Origin of the sequence: Algoriphagus boritolerans DSM 17298 = JCM 18970, assembly GCF_900108085.1 — a bacterium.
Taxonomy (GTDB): Bacteria; Bacteroidota; Bacteroidia; order Cytophagales; family Cyclobacteriaceae; genus Algoriphagus; species Algoriphagus boritolerans.
Genome location: NZ_FNVR01000023.1, coordinates 25,240 through 45,599, shown reverse-complemented (window position 1 = coordinate 45,599; position 20,360 = coordinate 25,240). Strand labels below are relative to the sequence as shown.

Sequence of the window (20,360 nt, the reverse complement as noted above, 5' to 3'; positions counted from 1 at the left end):
CTTATTCGATTATTTCTTTTAATAGCCCCTCTGTTTCTTCCTCAATAGCCAGAATATCTTTTGCGATTTCAGCTAAAGGTCTTGGGGGCTGGTGTTTATAGAAGTATTTAGCAAAATTGATTTCATAACCCACCTTGTTATCCTTTTCATCCCACCATGCATCAGGAGCAAAAGGCAATACTTCTCTTTCAAAAAATTCCTGAATGTCTTCTTTCAAAGGAATGTTCTCTGTGTCCTTCAATTTGCTATCTGCCTTTGGCTTTCCTTTACTTGCATAAATGATATTGCCGTTTTCATCTCTTTCCGGACGGTTCACAGTAATTTGTGTGTAGCCAAAATCCTTGTTATCGAAAATTTTACTGTATTCATTTTCCTCAAAGTCGAGGTACATTTTTTCAATTACCGGTATATGACTTTCTGAAAATTCAACCCTCTTTTTGCCCAAAGGCTTCCGCATTTTAGTGTAGAACTTTTCAGATGTAGCATTAATCAGCTGAACCTTTCCTATACGGTGTTTTGCCTTTCTATTGGTGATTATGAAAATGTAAGTGGGAATACCCGTATTGTAGAACATATCATTAGGCAATGCTATGATGGCTTCCAATAAATCATTTGAAATGATATGCTTTCTGATTTCGCTTTCGCCTTGTCCTGCATCACCAGTAAATAAGGCAGAACCATTGTGAACTGAAGCAATACGACTGCCGAGTTCGGTATCCTTCATTTTACTGAGCATGTGTAATACAAACATCAACTGACCATCATTAACCCGACTGGTTACAGCTTCATTCTTATAGCTGCCATTCAGGATAAAACGCTTATCAATAATCTTTCCTTTTTCGCCCACTCCTAGGGCTTTCTTATCGGGAGCCCACGTTTTGCCATAAGGCGGGTTTGTGAGCATGAAATCGAACTTCAAATCGGAAGGAAAACCGTATGCACTTAATGTACTGCCATAGGCAATTTTGTTTGGGTCTTCTCCTTTTATCAGCATATCGCTTTTGCAGGTAGCGTATATAAAGGGAGTGCTTTCCTGACCGTATAAATGAACTGTTGCGTTACTTCTAATTGGACCTTCAGGATTCAACATGAAGTTCTTTGCGATTGTGAGCATACCACCAGAACCAACGCAAGGGTCGTAAAGCAAATACGTACCTTGTTTGATTTGATCTTTTACGGGAACAAAAACAAGATGCGTCATTAAATCGATGATTTCCCTTGGTGTAAAGTGTTCTCCGGCTTCTTCGTTATTTTCTTCATTAAAACGCCTTACTAAATCTTCATAAACATAACCCATAGCTAATGGGGGTAGCTTATCGGGATGTAGTTCAACTTTGGGAGAACAAAACTTTTCGATTAAAGAGAATAGAATTTGAGCTTCTTCAAGTGTTTCTATTTCATTTCTGAACTTAAACTTATTGATAATGTCTTGTACATTATCTGAAAAGCCGTTGAGGTAGTTTTCAAAATTAGAACGCAAGTTTTTTGGATCTTGCATTAACTTCTTTAATGTAAATGGCGAGGTGTTATAAAAGGCCAGTCCTGAACCATGCTTGCTGTTCGTTAACAATGAATCAAGATTTTGCAGCTTGTCCTTATACTCCGAAAATGTTTTAAGAACCTGGTCTTTCGTAGGCTCTAATAGTAAGTCTAATCTGCGAATAACAATCATTGGCAGAATAACATCTTTGTATTTGCCTTTCTGATAGGTATTAACTAAAACATCATCAGCAACCGTCCAGAGAAAGTTGATAATTGGTTGAAGTGATTGTGTATTTAAAGCCATGAGTTATTTATTTCTTTTGTTTCTTTTATTCGATTTCAATGTTTCTTGAGCAGCATCCATTGCCTTTAGTGCAACATCTTCATCCTTAACCACTTCATACAACTGATCGGCTAACCAAAGCACAAGCAATTCGTTGGAATCTGCTTTCAGTATTTCAGCCAATACCGGAATCTGATCCCTTTTAAGTAGTCTGCTCCCTTTTTCAATTTTACTCAGTTGGGCCGTATCCATTTCAAGCAATGGTGCTACCTGCCGCAAATACAAGTTTTGCTTCTCTCTGAGCTCCCTGACCCTCTCACCAAATTGACTTTTCATCGTTTTAATATTGACTTGTCAAATATTGGCAAATATAAGAAACCAAAAGCAAGTATTTACTAAAATTAATAGCAGGGCTGCAAACCCCGCCTGTACGGACGGGCAGGCTTGCAAAGTCTGCAAACAAAGCAAAAACCCCATCGGGTATGCCGTATGGGGAGCTATGCCGGAGGAAAGATGAAGGTTAAATTTTGCGGTAGTGGCCGGCTTTGAGTTTTTCCAATGCCTTGCCGGTGGCGTTGTGGAGTATATCGTCCACGGTACGGGGTGAAAGCTGGAACTGTTTGCCGATTTCAACGGCTTGCTGGCGGGTAAACTCTGCCGGTAACGCCTCAAAGAATTTGCGTTTGCTGTCGCCTGTTTTAAACTGGGTGGCTTCGCTTTGCTTGGGCAGGTAATTAAACATGAGGATGCTGTGGTGGAGGTAGATTTCAGCCAACCGCAGGGCGGTATTAAAATCTTCATCGGAACACACTATCCGTGTGGCTGCTTCTCCGTTCTCAAACTTCCGAAGGGAAGTAAATATCATGGCCATACGGTACAGGATCAAGCCCAGGCGTTTTACTATACTGGCGGCTTCTTCGGCTGTGAACATGGTTACTTCGTTGAGCCATGCCTCGCAGGTTTGGTTTAGTTGCTGCCATTGTTCGGTGGTTAACTCTATAATGGTTTCCTCCCGTTGCAGGAACTGTACCATATTAAACACCCTGCCAGCAAGGACTTTGAAATGCTCGGTGAGGTTGATGTTATTGGCATTAGGAGAAACATCTTTCCAACGCTGCTCCACCTTGAAGGCATAGAACAGGAAACGGCTGAACAAACCATCTTCAGAAGATGCTATCAAGCCTGTTACCTGATTGGGTGTACCGGATAGGGCAATGGACAAGCTGGGGGCATTTACCTCTGTAAATTCATTATTGCCTTTACGGGAACTGGAAAGCCTCTCGTGGTGAAACGATTTGCGAAGCATATCGGAATAGGAACCCCATTCCTGTTTGAATACATTGCCCAGGGTGTCGGCTTCGGTTTCGCAAATGATACCTGTACCCTCGTTCTGCTCCAAGTGCCAAAGGATTTTTGCATAGCTCGTATTGGCAGGAATGTACACCACTTTAAAGGTGGGTTTGGTGGGTGGCTCTTCTGTGGAGGTATCGCCTTTTTTCTTACTGCTGATACGCTGCTTGTGTTCTGACAACTCCTGATTGTATTGCAATTCTGCCTCACGGCTTGCCTTTAGTACAAAGCCGTGGTAATCGTCTGCCAGCATTTTTGCGAACTTCAAAGCACCCTTACCACTGGCAGCCGGAGCAATAGCAAAAGAAAATACGTTGGGGAATACTTCATTGCCTGCATAAACTCCCTTTACACCCGGCAGGCATCCGCTGAGAATAGCCAATGCACCTGTCAGGAAAACATCTCTCTCCCGTTCATCCGTAAAAGCCATTGCCCCATGCTGTAAAAGTTCAGGCATTTGCAAATAGAGTTCTTCAGGAATGGTTGGCGTGGCTTTCAGGTAGTCTTCCTGTGGTGGTTGCTGCTCTGTAGATTGCAGCTTTGTAGTGTCTGCAAACTTTGCAAACTCGGGTTTGTGGTGGGTGTAAGCACTCTTTATCGCTTCGAGAATTTCTCTCTCAGGTAGGTCAAAATGCTGTGTACATAAAAGTTCAACATCGGACTGCGATAAACCAGCTCTGTTGCAATTAGAAGCAAGCAGATAAATATAATTGTTCCTGTTTCCATCGGTGTATTGAGATTTTTGGTTGGTAAATTGAATTTGTTGATTGAAGATGAAAGCTGTGTTCAGATCCTCTTCGGGTTCTTCCTGAACTACTGGGATTACAGGCTTTACTTTGGGATGCGGCTCCGGTTGTGTGAAGATTTCGGGCAATTGCACTTTGAATTTTTCGTTGCGAATGTTCTTGTACAGCCCGGGGTGATAGCTCATGAAACAAAGCCGGGTGATGTCCTTGCAGCTTGGGTCTGCCTTTAATCCTGTTGCTTCCTCATAATACTGCTGCACCTGCAAATAGGCTGTATCGTGGTGCTCAATGCCGGTATTCACTTCAATGAATACTTTGAGGCCGTTACCGCTTGGGCTGATGAAGCATAAGAAGGTGTAGGGGATTTCCGCAATGACTTTGAAGGCCGTGTCTAACTGCTCCGGTGTCAGCTTATCAAAATCAAGATGCACAAAGCCACTGTACATTTCCAGGTAAGGCATTTGCCTTTTCTCGGTGAATACTGCGGATGGCGTGAAAGCCAATAATTGCTTTTTCTTATTGGCGGCTTCCTCCGCTTTGCCTTGTTCCAGCAATGCCCTGATTTCTTCTACCTCCGTTTTGTATTTACCATTGGCTATATCATTGCCAATAAGAAGCAATGATTTCTTTTCAACCGGAACGGTAAAGTTTCTGAATATGGTACTTGATGCCATTGTTCTGTTCTTTGTTCAGTTAATGAAAACTATTTTTATAGGTCTTCACGAACCGCCACAGGCGGTTTCAGTTAATAAAAGATTCTTACTTCTTGCGTTTGTTGCGGATAACATAATCGGCTGCCATCTGATCGATTTCATCTGCTGCTGATTTGCGGTTACGCTGTAACCAGTTATCCAACTCTTCCCGTTTGAAGTAGAGTTTTTTACCCTGCGGACAGAAATGGGGGATGTGCTTTGTACTGGTGAGTTTGTACAAATGCGATGGGCTTACATCCAAATATTTGCAAGCCTCATTAAAGTTCAGTACTGTTTTTTGTAACAGGTTTTGCTCATCCAGCTTGTTAGCGATTTCGGTGAGCTTGTCTAAGATTAAATCTTCGTTTGCCATCTTTTTACATTTTAAAGTTTGATGGCACAAACCTCTCAAATGCTTGAGGGGCAAAGGTTAAGGGGTTAATCCCTTACTCAGATTTCTGAATAATCTTAATGTTTTTTATTGCAGATGTTTGAAGATTTTGTCAATGGTTGCCTTTTCCTTCGGTTCAATTTTGTTCTTTGAACCACTAGCAGAAAGGTTGTTTGCAGTTATTAGAGTGTCCTTCTTTGAATAGAAGATTTTTGACTTCTCAATGTTTGCCAATGAAAGGCTATTGAAGTAAGGCATGAATTTATCAATGCAGTACCGGAAGTGTTTTGTTTCGCAGCCTAATTGAATTTTTACTGCACCCGGCAGGATGCTTTTTGCTATTAAGGCTTTTATCAATTCATCAGCACTTGTAACATCATCATTCAGCAACTCTATTTGATAGCACAACTGATTTACTACCGTTTTCAGTTTTTCAATATCATCTTTATATCCGAAGCAGATGGCTTCCTGGCTTTCGGTATATTCTTCGTTTTGCTTACTGGCTGGCTCCTGCTGGACAATGTATTCTAACTGTTGGATGCTGGACAATGGCAGTTCTAAATCCAATACATAAAAGTCTTCCAAACTCGTTGTGTGCTGCAAGCTGTTTTCAAATGAGTGTTGTACACTGAAGTAAAGCTGTATTAAACTGTGCTTTAGATAATGAAGTGCAAAGTGTAGATGATTGCTTTGCTCGTTGGGGTCTGTTGTGAAATCCCTTTCAATTAACTCGGCTGCGGTTTGCTTTGCCAATACTTTGATGCTGTTGAGCACCTTGTTAATCTGATACTGAATATCAACCAACTCAGTAAGTGATGCAGCTTTCAATAGGATGGAATTATATACCCTGAGTGTTTCTGCTGTGATTACTAAAAAATAAAAGTTGGTGATGGGGTCAATGTACTTAGGTAATGCAGCTTTGTATGGCAGCGGTTTTAGTGGGTCGTTTGTAATTGTAGTATCAGCCAGCACTTTCTTTAACTGCGGATAGTCAGCCAGCAGGGCAGTCATTTGTGACTGTAACTCGGCCATTGTTTTCGGTGAAGCTGCTTTTGCAGCTTTCACCAGTTCAGTAAACCGCCTTGTGTTGGTGGTATCAAGTTTCCACGGTTTCAAAGCACCGTGCATAATGCTATCTAATACTTTTATCTCCATCGCTATAAGTCTAATTTTATTTTATTGGCTGCCTCCTGTTTTTTATGGTCAATCACCTTAGCATAAATTTCGGTTGTTTTCAGGTGCCTGTGTCCTAAGAGTTTTGAAACGGTATAAATGTCTGTACCCAATGTAATTTGCAGGGTTGCGTAGGTGTGCCTTGCACAGTGAAAAGTGATGTGTTTGGTGATACCGGCTTTCATTACCCATTCACGGAGTTTTAAGTTATGCCATGCACTGTAATACAAACCTTCAAATACTTTATCCTCCGGCTTTCTCCTTTCACCTAACAACTGAAAAGCCTGTTCTGAAATGGGCAGGGTTTCTGCTCCCTTTGTTTTCTTCTGCCTGAAACGGATGTAATACCCTGACTGCTCAGAGTGCTGTACTTCTGACCATACCAGCTTTTCAATATCTGACCAACGCAAACCAGTTAATGCGGAAAAGATGAAAGCATTTTTGAGTACCGGCATTTCACACTCCACTTTAGCGGCTGCCTGTAGTTCTTCCAATGTGAGAAATTCCCTATCTGGATCATCAGCTTTAATGCCCTCCACCTGATTTGCAGGATTGGTTTGTATGATGCCTTCTTTTACGGCTTCTTTCAATGCTGCCGTTACCTTGCTGAAATAGGAAGATTGGGAGTTTTGCGATAGTCGTTTATTGGTTTTGCTCTTAGCTTCATACTGGAGGTAGTTTTTGAAATCTTCCAACCAGTTTTTGTCAATGTCTTTGAATGATGCCCCGTTCTTGGCAAACTTCTTCAGGTGTTTCAATACGCTATCCCAATTGCCCCAATTCCCCTGGCTGTTTCTTCTTTTCTCTGTGAGGCGTTCAAAGTAGGCAATGAAACTGCCTTTGGCTTTATCGGTATCACGAAAGCCGTATTCCTCATTCTTTATCTGTAACAAACGCTTCGACCTGATGGCCTCTGCCAATACCAGTGTTTTGCGGTTCTCTTCTTTCTGCTCTTTGGTGAGTTTGCCTTTTTCCGGCTCTGGTATCAGGTAGAGTTGCAAGTATTCGTAATCTCTTTTACCATCGCTGTAGTAATCAAGATACAGGCTTATTTTATCGCCCTTTTTGCGTTGCCTAAGTGTTACTGTCATGCTTCAGTTAGTTTGAATAATTCATTGATAGCTGCCCGGGGAATACGGGTACTTCTGCCCAGTTTGCCAGCTTTGAGTTCGCCTTTCTCAATGAGCCTGTAAATGGTCCATCGGCTGGCGTTGATTAACTGGCAGGCTTCCTCTACGGTCAGAAATTCCTTTTGAGCAATGGCAGGGTTGTACAGGGCTTTCTCGGTTTCCTCCTTGATGGCCACTTCAATTTTCTCGTTCCGCTTCCGCTGCTTGTATGCTCTCTTGGCACAGGTATCTGAACAAAACTGTGTAACAGTAGTCTTGGCGGTAAAGCGGTTACCGCAGTGCTGACAAGTTTTTTGAAGACGAATGTTACTGCTCATTTTGTTGCCTGTTGTTGCTACATGTTGCAGCTTGTAGCTGTATGTAGCAAGATTTCTCCCGACTGTTGCCTGATTTGTGGGCAACAAATCTGGGCAACAATTAGGCAACAAATATAGGTAAATAAGTAGAGTTTGGCAACAAAAAAGAGAAGGATAAATCAGCTAAAACCCAACAAAAACAAGCATTTATGAAACAAAGGAAATATACTTACTTCCCGATACAAAACTTCGAAAAAATATTCGCCAGCAAATCATCTGTGGTTACAGCCCCGGTAATCTCCCCGAGGTAATGCAAGGCTCGTCGAATGTCCATCGCCACAAAATCATTGGTCACTTCGTTGTCCAAACCTGCCAAAATATCCAAAAGTGATTCCCTGGTTTTAGTCAAAGAATCGTAGTGTCGGACATTGGTTACGATCGTATTTCCCGTCCGGAATTTGTCCAGGTTGACGAGCTCTAAAACGCGGGATTTGAGGCCTTCGAGGTTTTCTTTCCGGCCTGCGGAAATAAAAATAGTGTCAGGATATTGTCCCTTTAATTCATTGATAATATTTCCGTTAGCCTTATCAGCCTTATTTGCTACTTTCAAAAAGGGAACTCCCAAATTCTCGAGTTTAGTAATATCTCGGTTGATCTCCACCAAGTCCGTATCGCTCAGATCAAAGAGGTAAAGAATCAAGGATGCGGTCTTCATTTTCTCCTGCGTGCGGCTGACTCCGATTGCCTCGATGGCGTCTGTCGTTTCTCTCAAACCGGCTGTATCAATAAAGCGAAAGTTTACACCTCCGATGATGATTTCATCTTCGATAAAGTCTCGGGTGGTTCCTGCTATTTCTGAGACGATTGCTTTTTCCTCATTAAGTAAAGCATTGAGGAGGGTAGATTTTCCTGCATTGGGTTTGCCTGCGATCACGGTGGGAACACCGTTTTTGATCACATTTCCCAGATCAAAACTCAAAATCAGTTCTTCGACGATCCGAAGGATTTTTTCCACCAAAATCCGTAAATCATCCCGACTGGCAAATTCGACGTCCTCTTCAGTAAAATCAAGTTCCAACTCGATCATGGAAGCAAAATGGATCAGTTGGTTTCTGAGGACTTGAATCTCCGAACTAAAGCCTCCCCGCATTTGACTCAATGCGGCTTGGTGGCTGGTTTCGGAATCCGCATGGATCAAATCGGCAACGGCCTCAGCTTGCGCTAAATCAAACTGACCGTGAAGAAATGCCCGCTGCGTGAATTCCCCGGGCTTTGCAGGACGGATTCCTTTGCGGATAAACAGCTTCAAAACCTGATTGATGATGTAGGAGGAACCATGGGTGGAGATTTCTACCACGTTTTCCTTGGTAAAGGATTTGGGAGCTATAAAAATGGAGACTAAAACCTCATCGATGATTTTCTCACCATCCCGAATCGTTCCGAAATGAATGGTATGGGAAGGCTGATTTTCAAGATTTTTCCCAAAAAACACCTCATTGGTTACACTGATGGCATTTTTTCCGGAAAGACGAATCACTGCAATTGCACCGATTCCCTGTGGGGTTGCCAGGGCGATGATGGTATCATCCCGCTCTGCGAGGGAAAAACTCATGGCTTGGCTTTAAATGCTTTTTCGATTAATTCATTCAATCCGGCTAAAAATGCATCCGGTCCCCGATAACCGGGAAGTTGGGCGATATTCTGAAGTTTGGGTTCAATGACCACAAAGTTAGGGTAAGATCGAACCCGCATAGTTGCAGCCATTTGTGCCTCAGTATATTCTTTACCCATAAATTCAAAAGTCCGTTTGGTGTCTTCTGCGTTCATTTTGACGGGATAGAAATTACTGTTGATATATGCGATGACTTTTGGATCGGTGAAGGTGTCCTTGTCCATTTTCTTGCACCAGCCACACCAATCGGTGTACACGTCCACCAAAAGCATTTTAGGACTTTTTGCATTTGCAGCAATGGCTTCCTCAAATTTTAACCAGTTGATCTGATCCTGAGCATTTGCAGCAAAGCTCAATGAAAACGCGATGAAGAAAAGGCTTAAATATTTCATTTATAAATTTATCTATTGAAACTTCAGATTGACTGGCTCAAATCTTGGATCTAAAGTCTTTTCCAATTCAAACTCCAAACGGTTCTTTGACGGAAGAAGTTCCTCCCAGCCACATCGGCTTTTTGCTATGAACAAGGACACTGATCCCGAATAAAACCCCCGCTACTGTTACCATCATTCCGGCTATCGAACTGTCAATCCAGTAAGCAAGATAATAACCTAACACCGAAATCGAAATCCCCATCGCAGCGGTAAGTTTCAATAGTGGCATCAGGCTTTTGGTCCAAAGGAAAGCCGTGGCAGGAGGTACGACCAGTAAAGCTACTACCAATATTGCACCCACAGACTCAAAGCTACTTACCGTGGTATAGGAGACGATACTCATGAGTGCTAAATTGACTCCTTTGGCAGGAATACCCATCACAGAGCTAAAGTTTTCATCGAAGCTAGTAAGGATTAACTCCTTAAATAACAAGTAGATAAATCCACAGACAAAAAGAAAGTTTAATCCCGCCAACCAAGTAATACGGGGGCCTAAGTTCAAACCACTTTTGGTGATCCAGCTGTCGATAGGCAAGTAGGCGATCTCTCCATAAAGTACACATTCCTGATCCAGGTCTACTTTGTAGGCCAGGAGATTGATAAGAATAATGCCGATGGCAAATAGAAGGGTAAACGTGATACCAATGGAAGCGTCGAGCTGAACGCGGGCTCTTTTGCGAAGCCAATCGATCATCAGCGTAGCCAAAATGCCCAACAGTCCCGCTCCAATGATGACTTCCAGGCTTCTTTGGCTACCTGAAACGAAGTAACCAATGACTATACCCGGGAGCACAGCGTGAGAGATGGCGTCACCTGTCATGGACATTTTGCGCAGCATCATAAAGACGCCCAGAAATCCACAGGAGATCGCAATCAGCGAACCGGTGAATATGATCAGAAATGCGTTGCTATCGAAGGTCATTTGAGTAGCGAGTAGTTAGAATCAAGTATCAAGATTTGAGAAGCAAAAGAGCAGAGAGGCAAGTGGTAAAACTTGGAAAGTATAGCTTTTCATGGTTTGTCTGGTCTTGGAATGGGTTCTCGATGAGGATCTAGGATAGGGTAGTTGAGTCGCTTTTCAAGCAAGGTCTCTAACTCGGGAGTAATCAAATGCTCTAGCTGTTCGGCGGAATCGTGGACGTGATCCGGTGCGATATTCATGGACTCATTAAGGTATAATTCCCATAGTCTATGGAGTCGAACTATTCGCATTGCCTCGGATATTCCTTTTTCAGTAAGATTTATAAAAGATTGATTTTTAGATATAAATCCTATTTTATTTAAATCTCTGATTGATTTATCTGTTTCAGCTTTTTGGAAAGGGTAGAGCTCATAGATTTCTTCTATGAGCAAGCCGTCCTTGCCTTCTTCTTTGGCTTTGTACAAAGCCTTCATCAGGTGATCCCGATGGGTTTTTCGGAGGTATTTTTTTCTGGAAAAGTACCTGAACAGAATGCCGCTTTTTGGTGAAATCAAAAATGAGATCAAGGCAAACATCGAAAGGAAAACTACCACCCAAGGCCCCGTCGGCATTTGAGGTAACACGAAAGAAACATAGGTTCCAAGTATTCCGGAAAGTACCGAAAAAACTGCTGCCAAAATTAAAAGAGGATTCAACCGATCGGTCCAAAATCGGGCTGCCGCACCCGGTGTGATCAACAAAGCTGCCATCAAGACTACCCCGATGGCTTGAATTCCAATTACTACGGCCAGAATCATCAGGACGTTGAAAAGGAACGAAATGAATTTCATCGGAAAGCCTATTGCCTTTCCATACTGCGGATCAAAAACCATCAATCGAAACTCCTTAAGCATCAGGGTTAAAACCACGATGATGGCTAGCGAAAGCCCACCATACAACATCAAATCAGCTTCTGAAATCCCAATGGCATTCCCAAAAATAAAGGAGTTCAATCCGGCTATCTCCGGATTTCCACTTTTCTGAAGGGAGGTCAACAGGACAATTCCAAAACCGAAAAAGACGGAAAGAATCGTTGCAATGATGGTGTCATCACTGAGTTTGGTATTTCGCTTCAACCATGAACTTAAAAATGTAGCAACTCCTCCCGAAAGAAATGCTCCTGTGACGATGTAGACCGGATTTTTTTCTCCTGCCATCATAAAACCCAAACAAATCCCAGGAAGGACTGCATGCGAAATTGCATCGCCTAAGAGCGCTTTTTTGTCAAGAAAGGAGAAAGTACCCACATAAGCCGACCCAATCCCCAAGAGCGTAATTCCCAAAACCACCCATAGAATAGATGGATCCTGAAAGGTGAAGAAGTACACAAAATCTTCCATATTAGCTTTTCAATGGATTAAAGTCCTTTTGTCTGATAAGGTCTGTCACTCGGGTGAGGAGGTTGAGTTTGCCTCCGTAGGTTTTGCGAAGCATTTCCTCATTCATCACCAGCTCTTTGGGACCGGAAGCCACAAGGTGGAGGTTCAACATGATCAGCCAGTCAAAAAAAGTCATTGCCGAATGTATATCATGATGGACGACAATCACAGTCTTGCCCGATGCGGTCATTTCCTGAAGCAACTGAAAAATGGCAGTCTCGGTGGACATATCCACCCCTGCAAATGGCTCATCCATCAAATACAAATCTGCTTCCTGGGCCAAAGCCCTGGCAATAAAGACCCGCTGCTGCTGACCTCCGGATAGCTCAGAAATCTGACGGCCGGCAAAACCACTCATTCCGACTTGTTCGAGACATTTCAAGGCTAATTCTTTTTCTTTTTTTCCGGGACGGCGGAAAAGCCCCAACTTCCCATAAGTCCCCATCATGACGACATCGAGCACAGAAGCCGGAAAGTTCCAGTCCACTGATTCCCGCTGGGGCACATAGCTGATTCTAGCGCGGACGTCGTTCAGTGGTTTATCAAAGACCTTCACATATCCTGAAGTAGGAGTGATCAACCCCATGACCGCTTTGATCAGTGTTGATTTTCCTGCACCGTTGGGACCCAAAATTCCGACCAGACTCCCTGCTGGCAGGCTGAGATCGACATTCCAAAGCACAGGATTCTGATCGTAACTGACCGTGAGGTCATGAATTTCAAGTACTGGATTTTCTACCTGTGTGATCATGGCAATAAACTTTCGTATATGATTCGTAAGTTGGTTTCTACCATACCGATATAAGTTCCGGCAGGAGTTCCTTCAGCATCCAAACTATCGGTGTAAAGTGGTCCCGCTAAGCTCACTTGATGGTTTCGCTCGGCAGCACCAGCTGCCACTGCCCGGATTGCTTTGGGTGAAATGGTCTGTTCCGCAAAAATGGCCTTCACCTTGTTTTCTTGAACAATCGTGATGAGCTCAGTCAGATCCCGAAGCCCGGGCTCACTGAGGGTCGAAAGTCCCTGAAGGGATTTGACCTCAAGATCATACGCTTTTCCAAAATAGGCAAAAGCATCGTGCGCAGTCACTAAAACCTGTCCAGCTGACCGGAGTTCATTGACTTTGGTTCGAACTACCTCGTCGAGCGCTCTTAGCTTAACCAGGTAGGCGATTGAATTGGATTCAAGACTTGACTTCCATTCAGGCTTCCACCTAATAATTTCAGCAGAAGCGTATTCCATCGCTTTTGACCAAAGTTTAACATCGAACCAGATATGCGGGTCTACGCTGTGAGCTTCCGGCCCGGATCGAATCAGTGCTTCTTCGGGGAGTCCACGCGATATGTCAATGAGGGTTTGACTTAGGGCCAATTTTTCAAAGATCTCGGTCATTTTTCCCTCAAGATATAATCCGTGGTAAACAACCAGGTCTGCATTAGTCAAAAGATCCAAATCCCTGACCGATGCTTTATATAAATGGGGATCCACACCTGCTGGCATAAGAGCGATCACAGCTGCCTGATCCTGGACGATGTTTCTGATTCCATCTGCCAAAATACTCGTGGTGGCTACTATCACCGGTTTGGTTCTCGTTTCCTTAGAATCGCTCTTGCAGGCAAATGAAAGTAGAATCAGTAAAATCGGAATCAGATATTTGCTCATGACTGTAAGACCAAAATGTTGCATGATACATCTTTGGACATAAAGAGTGTCTTTTTCTGATCGACCAAAATCTCCAAAGAACCGTCAAATTCCACCTTATCGAGAACCTTAATTCGGGCTCCGATGTAGGCTCCAACCTTATCCAGATAGCGAAGAAATGCAGCAGAACTGTCTTTGACGGCAACGATCTGACCTGTCTGGTCCACGTCCATTTCATTGAGCTGAACTCGGGGTCGGGCGCGTACATCTCCAAACTCATCCGGGATCGGATCGCCATGGGGATCAAACTTGGGATAGTTTAGGTAAGCGTCCAGTCGCTGGACCAAAAGAGGGGAGTGGATATGCTCTAGCTGCTCCGCAACTTCATGAACTTCATCCCATGCAAAATTTAATTTCTCCACCAAAAATACTTCCCACAGCCGATGCTTCCGAATGGTCTGAAGTGCGAATCTTTTACCGGATTCAGTGATCTGTAGGCCGTAGTATTTGCGGTATTCTATGACTTCTTTTTCACCCAGTTTCCGAAGCATGTCGCTGACAGATGCTGCCTTGGTTTTCATCTCTGCCGCAATGTCGTTGGTAGAGACGCTTTTCTTTCCTCCATCTGATAGGTGGTAGATCGCTTTCAGGTAATTCTCCTCGGTACTTGTCAATTCCATAATAATCCAATCTCAATGATGAGTCAAATGTAAAAATTAATTTAGATATAGCTAAATATATTTTTAATAAAAGCTAAAACACCTGTTGATAACCTATTTTGAAATGTGTTTTACATTTTAGATTAATCTAAATAAATGTTTAGATAATTAAAAATAGTAGATTAAATACTTGTTTTTCAATTTGATATGGAGTTAAAATATTCTGGACAGAAGAATAGAGGTCCGATTTTTTCGGTTTCCGTTTTGAGAAAATGAGTGTAAATACTGGGGATTTGGTGGAAAACTTTCCACACTTATCCACTTCTGCCTGATTCCTTTGGGTTTTAAGAAAGCAAATCTTGAATAGCCTGCTGAAAATGAAGCTTTTCAGTTTTCCACAGGATGGATTCAGAAGGCGTAGAAGTAAAAAAAGTCTGGTCCAATACAACTTGAAGTCTTTTTGTGGCCTCAGCCGGGTTTAAAAAGTCAATCGAATATCCGCCACTGAAATCTGCCAGAAATTCCTCCCAAATGGGATTGGGACTGACCAAAACCGGAATGCCTAAAGCGGCGCACTCAAAAAGTTTGGTAGGCATTTTATTGCGAATTGCCGGATGATTTTGGTAGGGCAGCAATACAAAATCCGAACTCGTCATTACCGAAATCAACTCCTCATGATCAATTGGATTTTGATCCAGTTGAAGGCTGATACCGGGATTCTCTTTGGCTGCTATTTCAAGGGTTTCCCGGAATGAAAGTAAGGGACAATGACCTGCGATTACCAACTCAAATTCAGGGAAATTTTCGAGGATTTTATTAAACCAAACCACCGCATCACCGACCCCAAAAGCTGGTGTGATGGTGCCGGTGATGCAAAAGCGAATCACTCTTTTTCCTTTCAAATGAAAAGGAGTTTTTAGCTTTAATTCACCTTGAAATTTATTTTCTAAAACAAGAAAAGGTTTCTTTTCAGGCATTTCTTCGGCATAGCATTTTTCGGCAAGCAGGTATAAATCGACTCCCTCCATTGACTCTGCAGATTGAATTAAACCAGCCGCTTTTCGCTTTTTGACTTTGGATAATTCTGGATTGAGATCAAGGTTCAGTGTGTAGTTTTCCTGGACGTCATAGACGATTTTATAGTTCAGTAGAGGCTTTAGGAAACAGGCAATGGGAAGTAGTTCGTAGGTGCAACAGATCAGGATTTTTGGCCGGACTTGAAGTAGTCGAAGCAAAAACCTCAGTTGAGCAAAAATTCGATCCAAGCGGGAATCGAAATGACTCATAGAAGAAAAAAATCGGAACCCAGGGATTGAAGGCAGCCTTTTCCGAGAAAAACCTATGATAAATAAGCTGTATGTATTTGTTTCGCCAAGCGAAAGGGCAAGCTTTTCAAAAGCTCGTACATCGAGTAATGGCTTCAAGGTAGAAGCAATAAAAACAGGTACCATTTTGGTCGAAAACTGACGCATAAACGAAACTAATTAAAATAATGGAACTCAAGACTATCATCGAAGCTGCCTGGGAAAACCGGGAATTACTAAAAGAAAAAGAAACTGAAATTGCCATAAAAACAATCATTGCTGATTTGGACACAGGTCAGCTTCGCGTAGCAGAGCCAACAGCTGATGGCAACTGGAAGGTAAATGACTGGGTGAAAAAGGCGGTGATCCTTTATTTCCCGATTCAGAAGATGCAAACCATCGAAGTAGGACCGTTTGAATTCCATGATAAAATGGCACTTAAAACTAACTATGCCAAGCAGGGTGTTCGTGTAGTTCCTCATGCGGTGGCGAGATATGGGGCATATTTGGCATCCGGAGTAGTGATGATGCCAAGTTATGTTAACATCGGCGCGTATGTGGACAGTGGCACGATGGTTGATACCTGGGCTACGGTCGGATCTTGTGCTCAGATCGGAAAAAATGTTCATTTGAGTGGTGGAGTGGGTATTGGAGGAGTTTTGGAGCCTGTTCAGGCTGCCCCGGTGATCATCGAAGAGGGTGCATTTATCGGTTCGAGAGCCATCATAGTAGAAGGCGTCAGAATTGGCAAAGAAGCTGTAATCGGAGCTGGTGTTACCTTAACCGCAAGCTCAAAAATCATCGATGTGACCGGTTCAGAACCAGTAGAATACAAAGGATATGTTCCGCCTCGATCGGTTGTAATACCAGGTTCTTTGGCCAAAAACTTTCCGGCAGGGACTTACCAGGTTCCGTGTGCGTTGATCATCGGTCAACGAAAAGCTTCTACCGATCTAAAAACCTCACTCAACGACGCGTTAAGAGAAAACAACGTAGCCGTCTAAGCCAGCAAATATAAAATCGAGTAGGGTCAAGAGGTTCACAGACTGGTGTGATGATCAACCACTCGAAACTGTTCCGCATCAAAACTGCCAGTGGCATAGGCTTTGGACAGGCTATTAGGCCGCTGAAAATTTAATTAAAACACATGAAGTTATTACCCAAAGTTCTGATCGTCTCGGTTTTTGCCGGGACGATTTGGGCCTGTTCTGAAACAAAAAAAGATCCTGCGGATGTTTATTTTGAGCGTGCTGAATACGAACGCGCCGTTCAGACTTACACCGAGAATCTGAATCTAAAACCCACCGATGTCACACTGCTTTATAACAGGGGGAGAGCTTTTCAGGAAATGGGAGACCTAAACAAAGCAAAAATAGACTTTGAGTCTGCCTTGGCTTATGACCCAAATAACTTCCAGATACTTTTAAGCTTAGCAGCAGTTCAATTGGAAGAGAAAAACTATGCCAGTGCCTTACTTTATGCTACCAAAGCAGAAGAGATTGCCGGTGCTCCTGCCATGGCATCTTTCTTGAAAGGAAGGGCACTTCATCAATTAGGATTGCCGGAAGATGCACTGAAAGCTTACGGAAATGCGATTCAAATCGATAAAGAATTCGGTCAAGCTTATCTAAACAGAGGCTTGCTGAAAGTTGCTTTGGATCGAAAAAAACAAGCCTGCGAAGATTTCAGGCTAGCTGTGGTTTTAGAATATCCCGGCGCTCCCGAATCTTTTGATAAGTATTGCAGATGAAAATGAATTCCGTCTCAGGCGGGATTTTCTATTTTTCAACGACCCCTACGTGTTCGTGGGCTTTATGATCACAAATTTGATCTGAGGAGATTTTCCCTGAGCCGGCACAGGTCTTGCAGTCGCTCACTTCTTTCCCCGAACCTTCACACTCAGGGCAAGTTAAGCGGCCTCTTCCGGAGCAGCGCTCACATTCGAAGAATTCTACAATATTGAACACATTGGCTTTTTTGATCATCCCCGATGCCGCACATCTGCTGCATCCTACAATGCCTTTGGATTTGCAATAATTGCAGTCCTGTTCAATTTGTTTGGATCCATCACACGTAAAACACGCAGCAAAACGATAACCTCTTCGGTCGCATAGTTGACAAGACTGAATCTCAGCCAGGTAGGATTTCAGCTTTTCCTGAAGCTCTCGGGCTCCCTGATAATTTTCACCTTTGAATCCGGTCAATTCCAGATATTTGTTTAAAAAATTTGAGCTGTTATCATATTGCCCCAGCTCGAATAGCGTCTCTGAAAAATAGTATGGCATTTCATCCGGAAGGGGTAGACCCGAATCAATCAAATTTCTGAATATTGAATTGGCAGTTTGGTAATCTTTCCGCTCAATGGCTGCCAATGCTCCCTTCATCCATCGGTCGGTCTGACCTAGATTGGGTCCGGACTGAGCCAATGTATCCCAGGAGGACAGAGACACTAGGGTGAAGAGAATAATTCGAACTATAGTAAGAGAGAATTTCAATTGTATTTTAATCTAGTTGAGTGCAAGAAAAGCACAGATTTCAATAACCCAAAGTTAAAAATTGTAAGCGGTGCTATCAGAAAAACAATTTTACATTTTATCAGGAAATTTTTGTTTTTATTTTAGCCTGAAAAGATTAACTTTTTTCAATCCCGAGAAGTTGCCTTATCTTTTATTGAAACAATTAACCTTAACTCAACTTAAACTGGAAAAATATGGGAAAAACCATCTCAATGATCGAAGGAATCGGTGAAGTTTTCAAGGGAAAACTTGCTGATGCAGGAGTCACCACAGTAGAAGGCCTTTTAGAAAAAGGCGCTTCAAAAGCAGGTAGAAAAGCAATAGCTGAAGCATCTGGTATTGATGAAGGAAAAATTTTGGATTGGGTAAATATGGCAGACCTTTTCCGAATCAATGGCATTGGAAGCCAATTTGCGGAACTTCTAAAAGCTACCGGAGTGGATACTGTGAAGGAATTGAGAACCAGAAATCCTGAAAATCTACACGCCGCATTGACTAAAACCCAGGAAGAAAAAGGACTAACCAAAGTGGTTCCGCCACTATCCAAAATTGAGGATTTTATTTCTCAGGCGAAGTCTTTGGATCCTGTAGTGACACATTAATAAATACCAGTCCAAAACATCACTTAAACCTTGAGGCAGCTCAAGGTTTTTTTGTAGTTTGGATTTTCAAAACTTTTCCCATGAGCAAGATTGACCAATTCAAGACCCTGCTGACTGAAGGTCAGATTTTCAAAAAGGATTTCTTAATCCTAGGTACAGGTATTTTAGATGGCGAAGCAGTTTCCAATTGCCCTGTTAAAATTCCATTGAAAACCATGAATCGGCATGGTTTGATAGCAGGTGCTACAGGTACCGGTAAGACCAAAACCCTTCAGGTCATTGCTGAACAACTTTCATTAAAAGGTGTACCCTCTGTGCTTATGGACTTAAAAGGGGATCTTTCGGGACTCGCCATGCCGGGAGAAGCAAATGATTTTATTCTGAAACGCTCCGCCACCATCGGTGTAGAATACACTCCACAGGGTCTACCCGTTGAGCTGATGACCATTTCCAATGAAAAGGGAGTTCGGCTCAGAGCGACAGTTTCCGAATTTGGACCGGTTTTGATTTCGCAGATTCTTGAGCTAAATGATACACAGCGAGGCGTCGTGGCCTTGGTATTCAGGTATTGTGATTTGCATCATTTGCCCTTATTGGATTTGAAGGATTTTAAGCGTGTCCTCCAATTCGTTTCAAACGAAGGCAAAGAAGCCATTACCAAAGAGTTTGGACAGGTTTCCCCGGCCTCTGTGAACACGATTATGCGTAAGATCATCGAATTGGAGCAGCAAGGAGCAGATCGCTTTTTTGGGGAACGGTCGTTTGAAGTGGAGGATTTGGCCCGGACAAAGGAAGGGAAGGGCGTAATCTCTATCATCAGACTGACAGATATTCAAAGTAAACCCAAGCTCTTTTCCACTTTTATGCTGAGTTTGCTTTCTGAGATTTACGAAACATTTCCGGAACAAGGTGACTCAGATCAACCCAAATTGTGTCTTTTTATCGATGAGGCGCATTTGGTATTTTCCAATGCCTCCAAAGATCTCCTGGATAAGATTGAGGCCATCATCAAGCTTATCCGATCCAAAGGAGTGGGCGTATTTTTCTGCACTCAAACTCCAACTGATGTTCCTGACAGTGTTTTGGGGCAGCTGGGTCTCAAAGTTCAGCATGCCCTTCGTGCTTTCACTGCCAAAGACCGGAAAGCCATTACCAAAACAGCAGAAAACTATCCCGATTCACCCTTTTATAAAACTTCCGATGTGTTAACAGCAATGGGAATAGGGGAAGCTTTGGTTACTGCATTGAATGAAAAAGGAATTCCTACACCACTTGCACATACTTTGATTCGGGCTCCCATTACCAGAATGGACATTCTTGAAGAATCAGAAATCAAGGAATTGGTTGCAAACTCCCAGCTTGCTTCAAAATACAATCAGGAATTGGATCATGACAGTGCTTTTGAAATTCTCGAAAAAAAGATGGAACTCGTTCAAAAAGAACAAGAACATGTGCCGCTTCCCGGACCTGCTCAGAGAACGGCATCCCGAACAAAACAGGATGAATCATTTATCGAGGAGCTGAGTAAAAACACCATGGTCCGTCAAGTCGGAAGAACTCTTTTTCGTGAATTAGCCAGAGGGATTTTGGGTTCATTTATGGGTAAAAGAAGGTAATAGTAAGTTTCTGATATTAAATTATTTATATCC

The 20,360-nt window shown here is 42.8% G+C and carries 20 protein-coding genes; 4 read left to right on the top strand and 16 right to left on the bottom strand.

The window, feature by feature from the left end; all coding sequences use genetic code 11:
• Position 1: 1 nt before the first annotated feature.
• The 15 genes from C4S61_RS16505 to C4S61_RS16435 form a co-directional block, all read right to left on the bottom strand.
• The gene (locus C4S61_RS16505) at positions 2-1,786 is read right to left on the bottom strand and encodes a type I restriction-modification system subunit M (protein ID WP_103925903.1); all 1,785 of its coding nucleotides are present in this window, start codon (positions 1,784-1,786) and stop codon (positions 2-4) included.
• Between the two features lie 3 nt (positions 1,787-1,789).
• Positions 1,790-2,101, bottom strand: a complete 312-nt coding sequence (locus C4S61_RS16500) for a helix-turn-helix domain-containing protein (RefSeq protein WP_103925902.1) — start codon at positions 2,099-2,101, stop codon at positions 1,790-1,792.
• 184 nt (positions 2,102-2,285) lie between these two features.
• Entirely contained in the window at positions 2,286-4,535 is a 2,250-nt protein-coding gene (locus C4S61_RS16495; protein WP_103925901.1) for a DUF3987 domain-containing protein, read from the bottom strand.
• An 85-nt stretch (positions 4,536-4,620) separates the two neighbouring features.
• Positions 4,621-4,926 (bottom strand): helix-turn-helix domain-containing protein, encoded by a 306-nt coding sequence (locus C4S61_RS16490; protein ID WP_051417250.1) that lies wholly within the window; start codon positions 4,924-4,926, stop codon positions 4,621-4,623.
• Positions 4,927-5,031: 105 nt separating this feature from the next.
• Positions 5,032-6,099, bottom strand: coding sequence for a DUF6617 family protein (locus C4S61_RS16485; RefSeq protein ID WP_103925900.1), 1,068 nt, complete (start codon positions 6,097-6,099; stop codon positions 5,032-5,034).
• Positions 6,100-6,101: 2 nt separating this feature from the next.
• The gene (locus tag C4S61_RS16480) at positions 6,102-7,208 is read right to left on the bottom strand and encodes a site-specific integrase (protein ID WP_103925899.1); all 1,107 of its coding nucleotides are present in this window, start codon (positions 7,206-7,208) and stop codon (positions 6,102-6,104) included.
• Positions 7,205-7,564 (bottom strand): helix-turn-helix domain-containing protein, encoded by a 360-nt coding sequence (locus tag C4S61_RS16475; RefSeq protein ID WP_103925917.1) that lies wholly within the window; start codon positions 7,562-7,564, stop codon positions 7,205-7,207. Before C4S61_RS16475 ends, C4S61_RS16480 begins: the two co-directional genes overlap by 4 nt.
• Before the next feature lie 208 nt (positions 7,565-7,772).
• Positions 7,773-9,155, bottom strand: a complete 1,383-nt coding sequence (mnmE, locus tag C4S61_RS16470; RefSeq protein WP_103925898.1) for a tRNA uridine-5-carboxymethylaminomethyl(34) synthesis GTPase MnmE — start codon at positions 9,153-9,155, stop codon at positions 7,773-7,775.
• A complete protein-coding gene (locus tag C4S61_RS16465) occupies positions 9,152-9,607 on the bottom strand; it encodes a thioredoxin family protein (protein WP_103925897.1) in 456 nt (151 codons plus the stop codon). The genes mnmE and C4S61_RS16465 overlap by 4 nt, the downstream gene beginning before the upstream one ends.
• Before the next feature lie 67 nt (positions 9,608-9,674).
• Complete coding sequence (locus C4S61_RS16460; protein WP_103925896.1) at positions 9,675-10,571, bottom strand: metal ABC transporter permease; 897 nt, start codon at positions 10,569-10,571, stop codon at positions 9,675-9,677.
• 89 nt (positions 10,572-10,660) lie between these two features.
• Positions 10,661-11,950, bottom strand: a complete 1,290-nt coding sequence (locus C4S61_RS16455; RefSeq protein ID WP_103925895.1) for a metal ABC transporter permease — start codon at positions 11,948-11,950, stop codon at positions 10,661-10,663.
• Position 11,951: 1 nt separating this feature from the next.
• Positions 11,952-12,740, bottom strand: coding sequence for a metal ABC transporter ATP-binding protein (locus C4S61_RS16450; protein ID WP_103925894.1), 789 nt, complete (start codon positions 12,738-12,740; stop codon positions 11,952-11,954).
• Complete coding sequence (locus C4S61_RS16445; protein ID WP_103925893.1) at positions 12,737-13,651, bottom strand: metal ABC transporter solute-binding protein, Zn/Mn family; 915 nt, start codon at positions 13,649-13,651, stop codon at positions 12,737-12,739. Before C4S61_RS16445 ends, C4S61_RS16450 begins: the two co-directional genes overlap by 4 nt.
• Positions 13,648-14,310: a metal-dependent transcriptional regulator gene (locus tag C4S61_RS16440; protein WP_407640579.1), complete on the bottom strand. Its 663-nt coding sequence runs from the start codon at positions 14,308-14,310 to the stop codon at positions 13,648-13,650. Before C4S61_RS16440 ends, C4S61_RS16445 begins: the two co-directional genes overlap by 4 nt.
• Positions 14,311-14,633: 323 nt before the next feature.
• Positions 14,634-15,575, bottom strand: coding sequence for a glycosyltransferase (locus tag C4S61_RS16435; protein ID WP_160111262.1), 942 nt, complete (start codon positions 15,573-15,575; stop codon positions 14,634-14,636).
• Positions 15,576-15,781: 206 nt separating this feature from the next.
• On the opposite strand from C4S61_RS16435, the gene C4S61_RS16430 reads away from it, so the two are divergent.
• On the top strand, positions 15,782-16,597 hold the full coding sequence (locus C4S61_RS16430; protein WP_103925890.1) for a 2,3,4,5-tetrahydropyridine-2,6-dicarboxylate N-succinyltransferase: 816 nt from the start codon (positions 15,782-15,784) through the stop codon (positions 16,595-16,597).
• A 143-nt stretch (positions 16,598-16,740) separates the two neighbouring features.
• Entirely contained in the window at positions 16,741-17,343 is a 603-nt protein-coding gene (locus tag C4S61_RS16425; RefSeq protein ID WP_103925889.1) for a tetratricopeptide repeat protein, read from the top strand.
• A gap of 28 nt (positions 17,344-17,371) precedes the next feature.
• Here the strand turns inward: C4S61_RS16425 and C4S61_RS16420 are convergent, their stop codons facing one another.
• Complete coding sequence (locus tag C4S61_RS16420) at positions 17,372-18,088, bottom strand: molecular chaperone DnaJ (RefSeq protein WP_235010053.1); 717 nt, start codon at positions 18,086-18,088, stop codon at positions 17,372-17,374.
• 215 nt (positions 18,089-18,303) lie between these two features.
• Between C4S61_RS16420 and C4S61_RS16415 the strand changes: the two genes are divergently transcribed.
• The gene (locus tag C4S61_RS16415) at positions 18,304-18,711 is read left to right on the top strand and encodes a DUF4332 domain-containing protein (protein ID WP_103925888.1); all 408 of its coding nucleotides are present in this window, start codon (positions 18,304-18,306) and stop codon (positions 18,709-18,711) included.
• 80 nt (positions 18,712-18,791) lie between these two features.
• Entirely contained in the window at positions 18,792-20,327 is a 1,536-nt protein-coding gene (locus C4S61_RS16410; RefSeq protein ID WP_103925887.1) for a helicase HerA-like domain-containing protein, read from the top strand.
• The last annotated feature ends 33 nt before the right edge of the window (positions 20,328-20,360 follow it).

Bases quoted from the DNA above. Each gene is read 5' to 3' on its own strand.
- C4S61_RS16505 (WP_103925903.1), bottom strand. From the start codon at position 1,786: ATGGCTTTAAATACACAATCACTTCAACCAATTATCAACTTTCTCTGG.
- C4S61_RS16500 (WP_103925902.1), bottom strand. From the start codon at position 2,101: ATGAAAAGTCAATTTGGTGAGAGGGTCAGGGAGCTCAGAGAGAAGCAA.
- C4S61_RS16495 (WP_103925901.1), bottom strand. From the start codon at position 4,535: ATGGCATCAAGTACCATATTCAGAAACTTTACCGTTCCGGTTGAAAAG.
- C4S61_RS16490 (WP_051417250.1), bottom strand. From the start codon at position 4,926: ATGGCAAACGAAGATTTAATCTTAGACAAGCTCACCGAAATCGCTAAC.
- C4S61_RS16485 (WP_103925900.1), bottom strand. From the start codon at position 6,099: ATGGAGATAAAAGTATTAGATAGCATTATGCACGGTGCTTTGAAACCG.
- C4S61_RS16480 (WP_103925899.1), bottom strand. From the start codon at position 7,208: ATGACAGTAACACTTAGGCAACGCAAAAAGGGCGATAAAATAAGCCTG.
- C4S61_RS16475 (WP_103925917.1), bottom strand. From the start codon at position 7,564: ATGAGCAGTAACATTCGTCTTCAAAAAACTTGTCAGCACTGCGGTAAC.
- mnmE (WP_103925898.1), bottom strand. From the start codon at position 9,155: ATGAGTTTTTCCCTCGCAGAGCGGGATGATACCATCATCGCCCTGGCA.
- C4S61_RS16465 (WP_103925897.1), bottom strand. From the start codon at position 9,607: ATGAAATATTTAAGCCTTTTCTTCATCGCGTTTTCATTGAGCTTTGCT.
- C4S61_RS16460 (WP_103925896.1), bottom strand. From the start codon at position 10,571: ATGACCTTCGATAGCAACGCATTTCTGATCATATTCACCGGTTCGCTG.
- C4S61_RS16455 (WP_103925895.1), bottom strand. From the start codon at position 11,950: ATGGAAGATTTTGTGTACTTCTTCACCTTTCAGGATCCATCTATTCTA.
- C4S61_RS16450 (WP_103925894.1), bottom strand. From the start codon at position 12,740: ATGATCACACAGGTAGAAAATCCAGTACTTGAAATTCATGACCTCACG.
- C4S61_RS16445 (WP_103925893.1), bottom strand. From the start codon at position 13,651: ATGAGCAAATATCTGATTCCGATTTTACTGATTCTACTTTCATTTGCC.
- C4S61_RS16440 (WP_407640579.1), bottom strand. From the start codon at position 14,310: ATGGAATTGACAAGTACCGAGGAGAATTACCTGAAAGCGATCTACCAC.
- C4S61_RS16435 (WP_160111262.1), bottom strand. From the start codon at position 15,575: ATGAGTCATTTCGATTCCCGCTTGGATCGAATTTTTGCTCAACTGAGG.
- C4S61_RS16430 (WP_103925890.1), top strand. From the start codon at position 15,782: ATGGAACTCAAGACTATCATCGAAGCTGCCTGGGAAAACCGGGAATTA.
- C4S61_RS16425 (WP_103925889.1), top strand. From the start codon at position 16,741: ATGAAGTTATTACCCAAAGTTCTGATCGTCTCGGTTTTTGCCGGGACG.
- C4S61_RS16415 (WP_103925888.1), top strand. From the start codon at position 18,304: ATGGGAAAAACCATCTCAATGATCGAAGGAATCGGTGAAGTTTTCAAG.
- C4S61_RS16410 (WP_103925887.1), top strand. From the start codon at position 18,792: ATGAGCAAGATTGACCAATTCAAGACCCTGCTGACTGAAGGTCAGATT.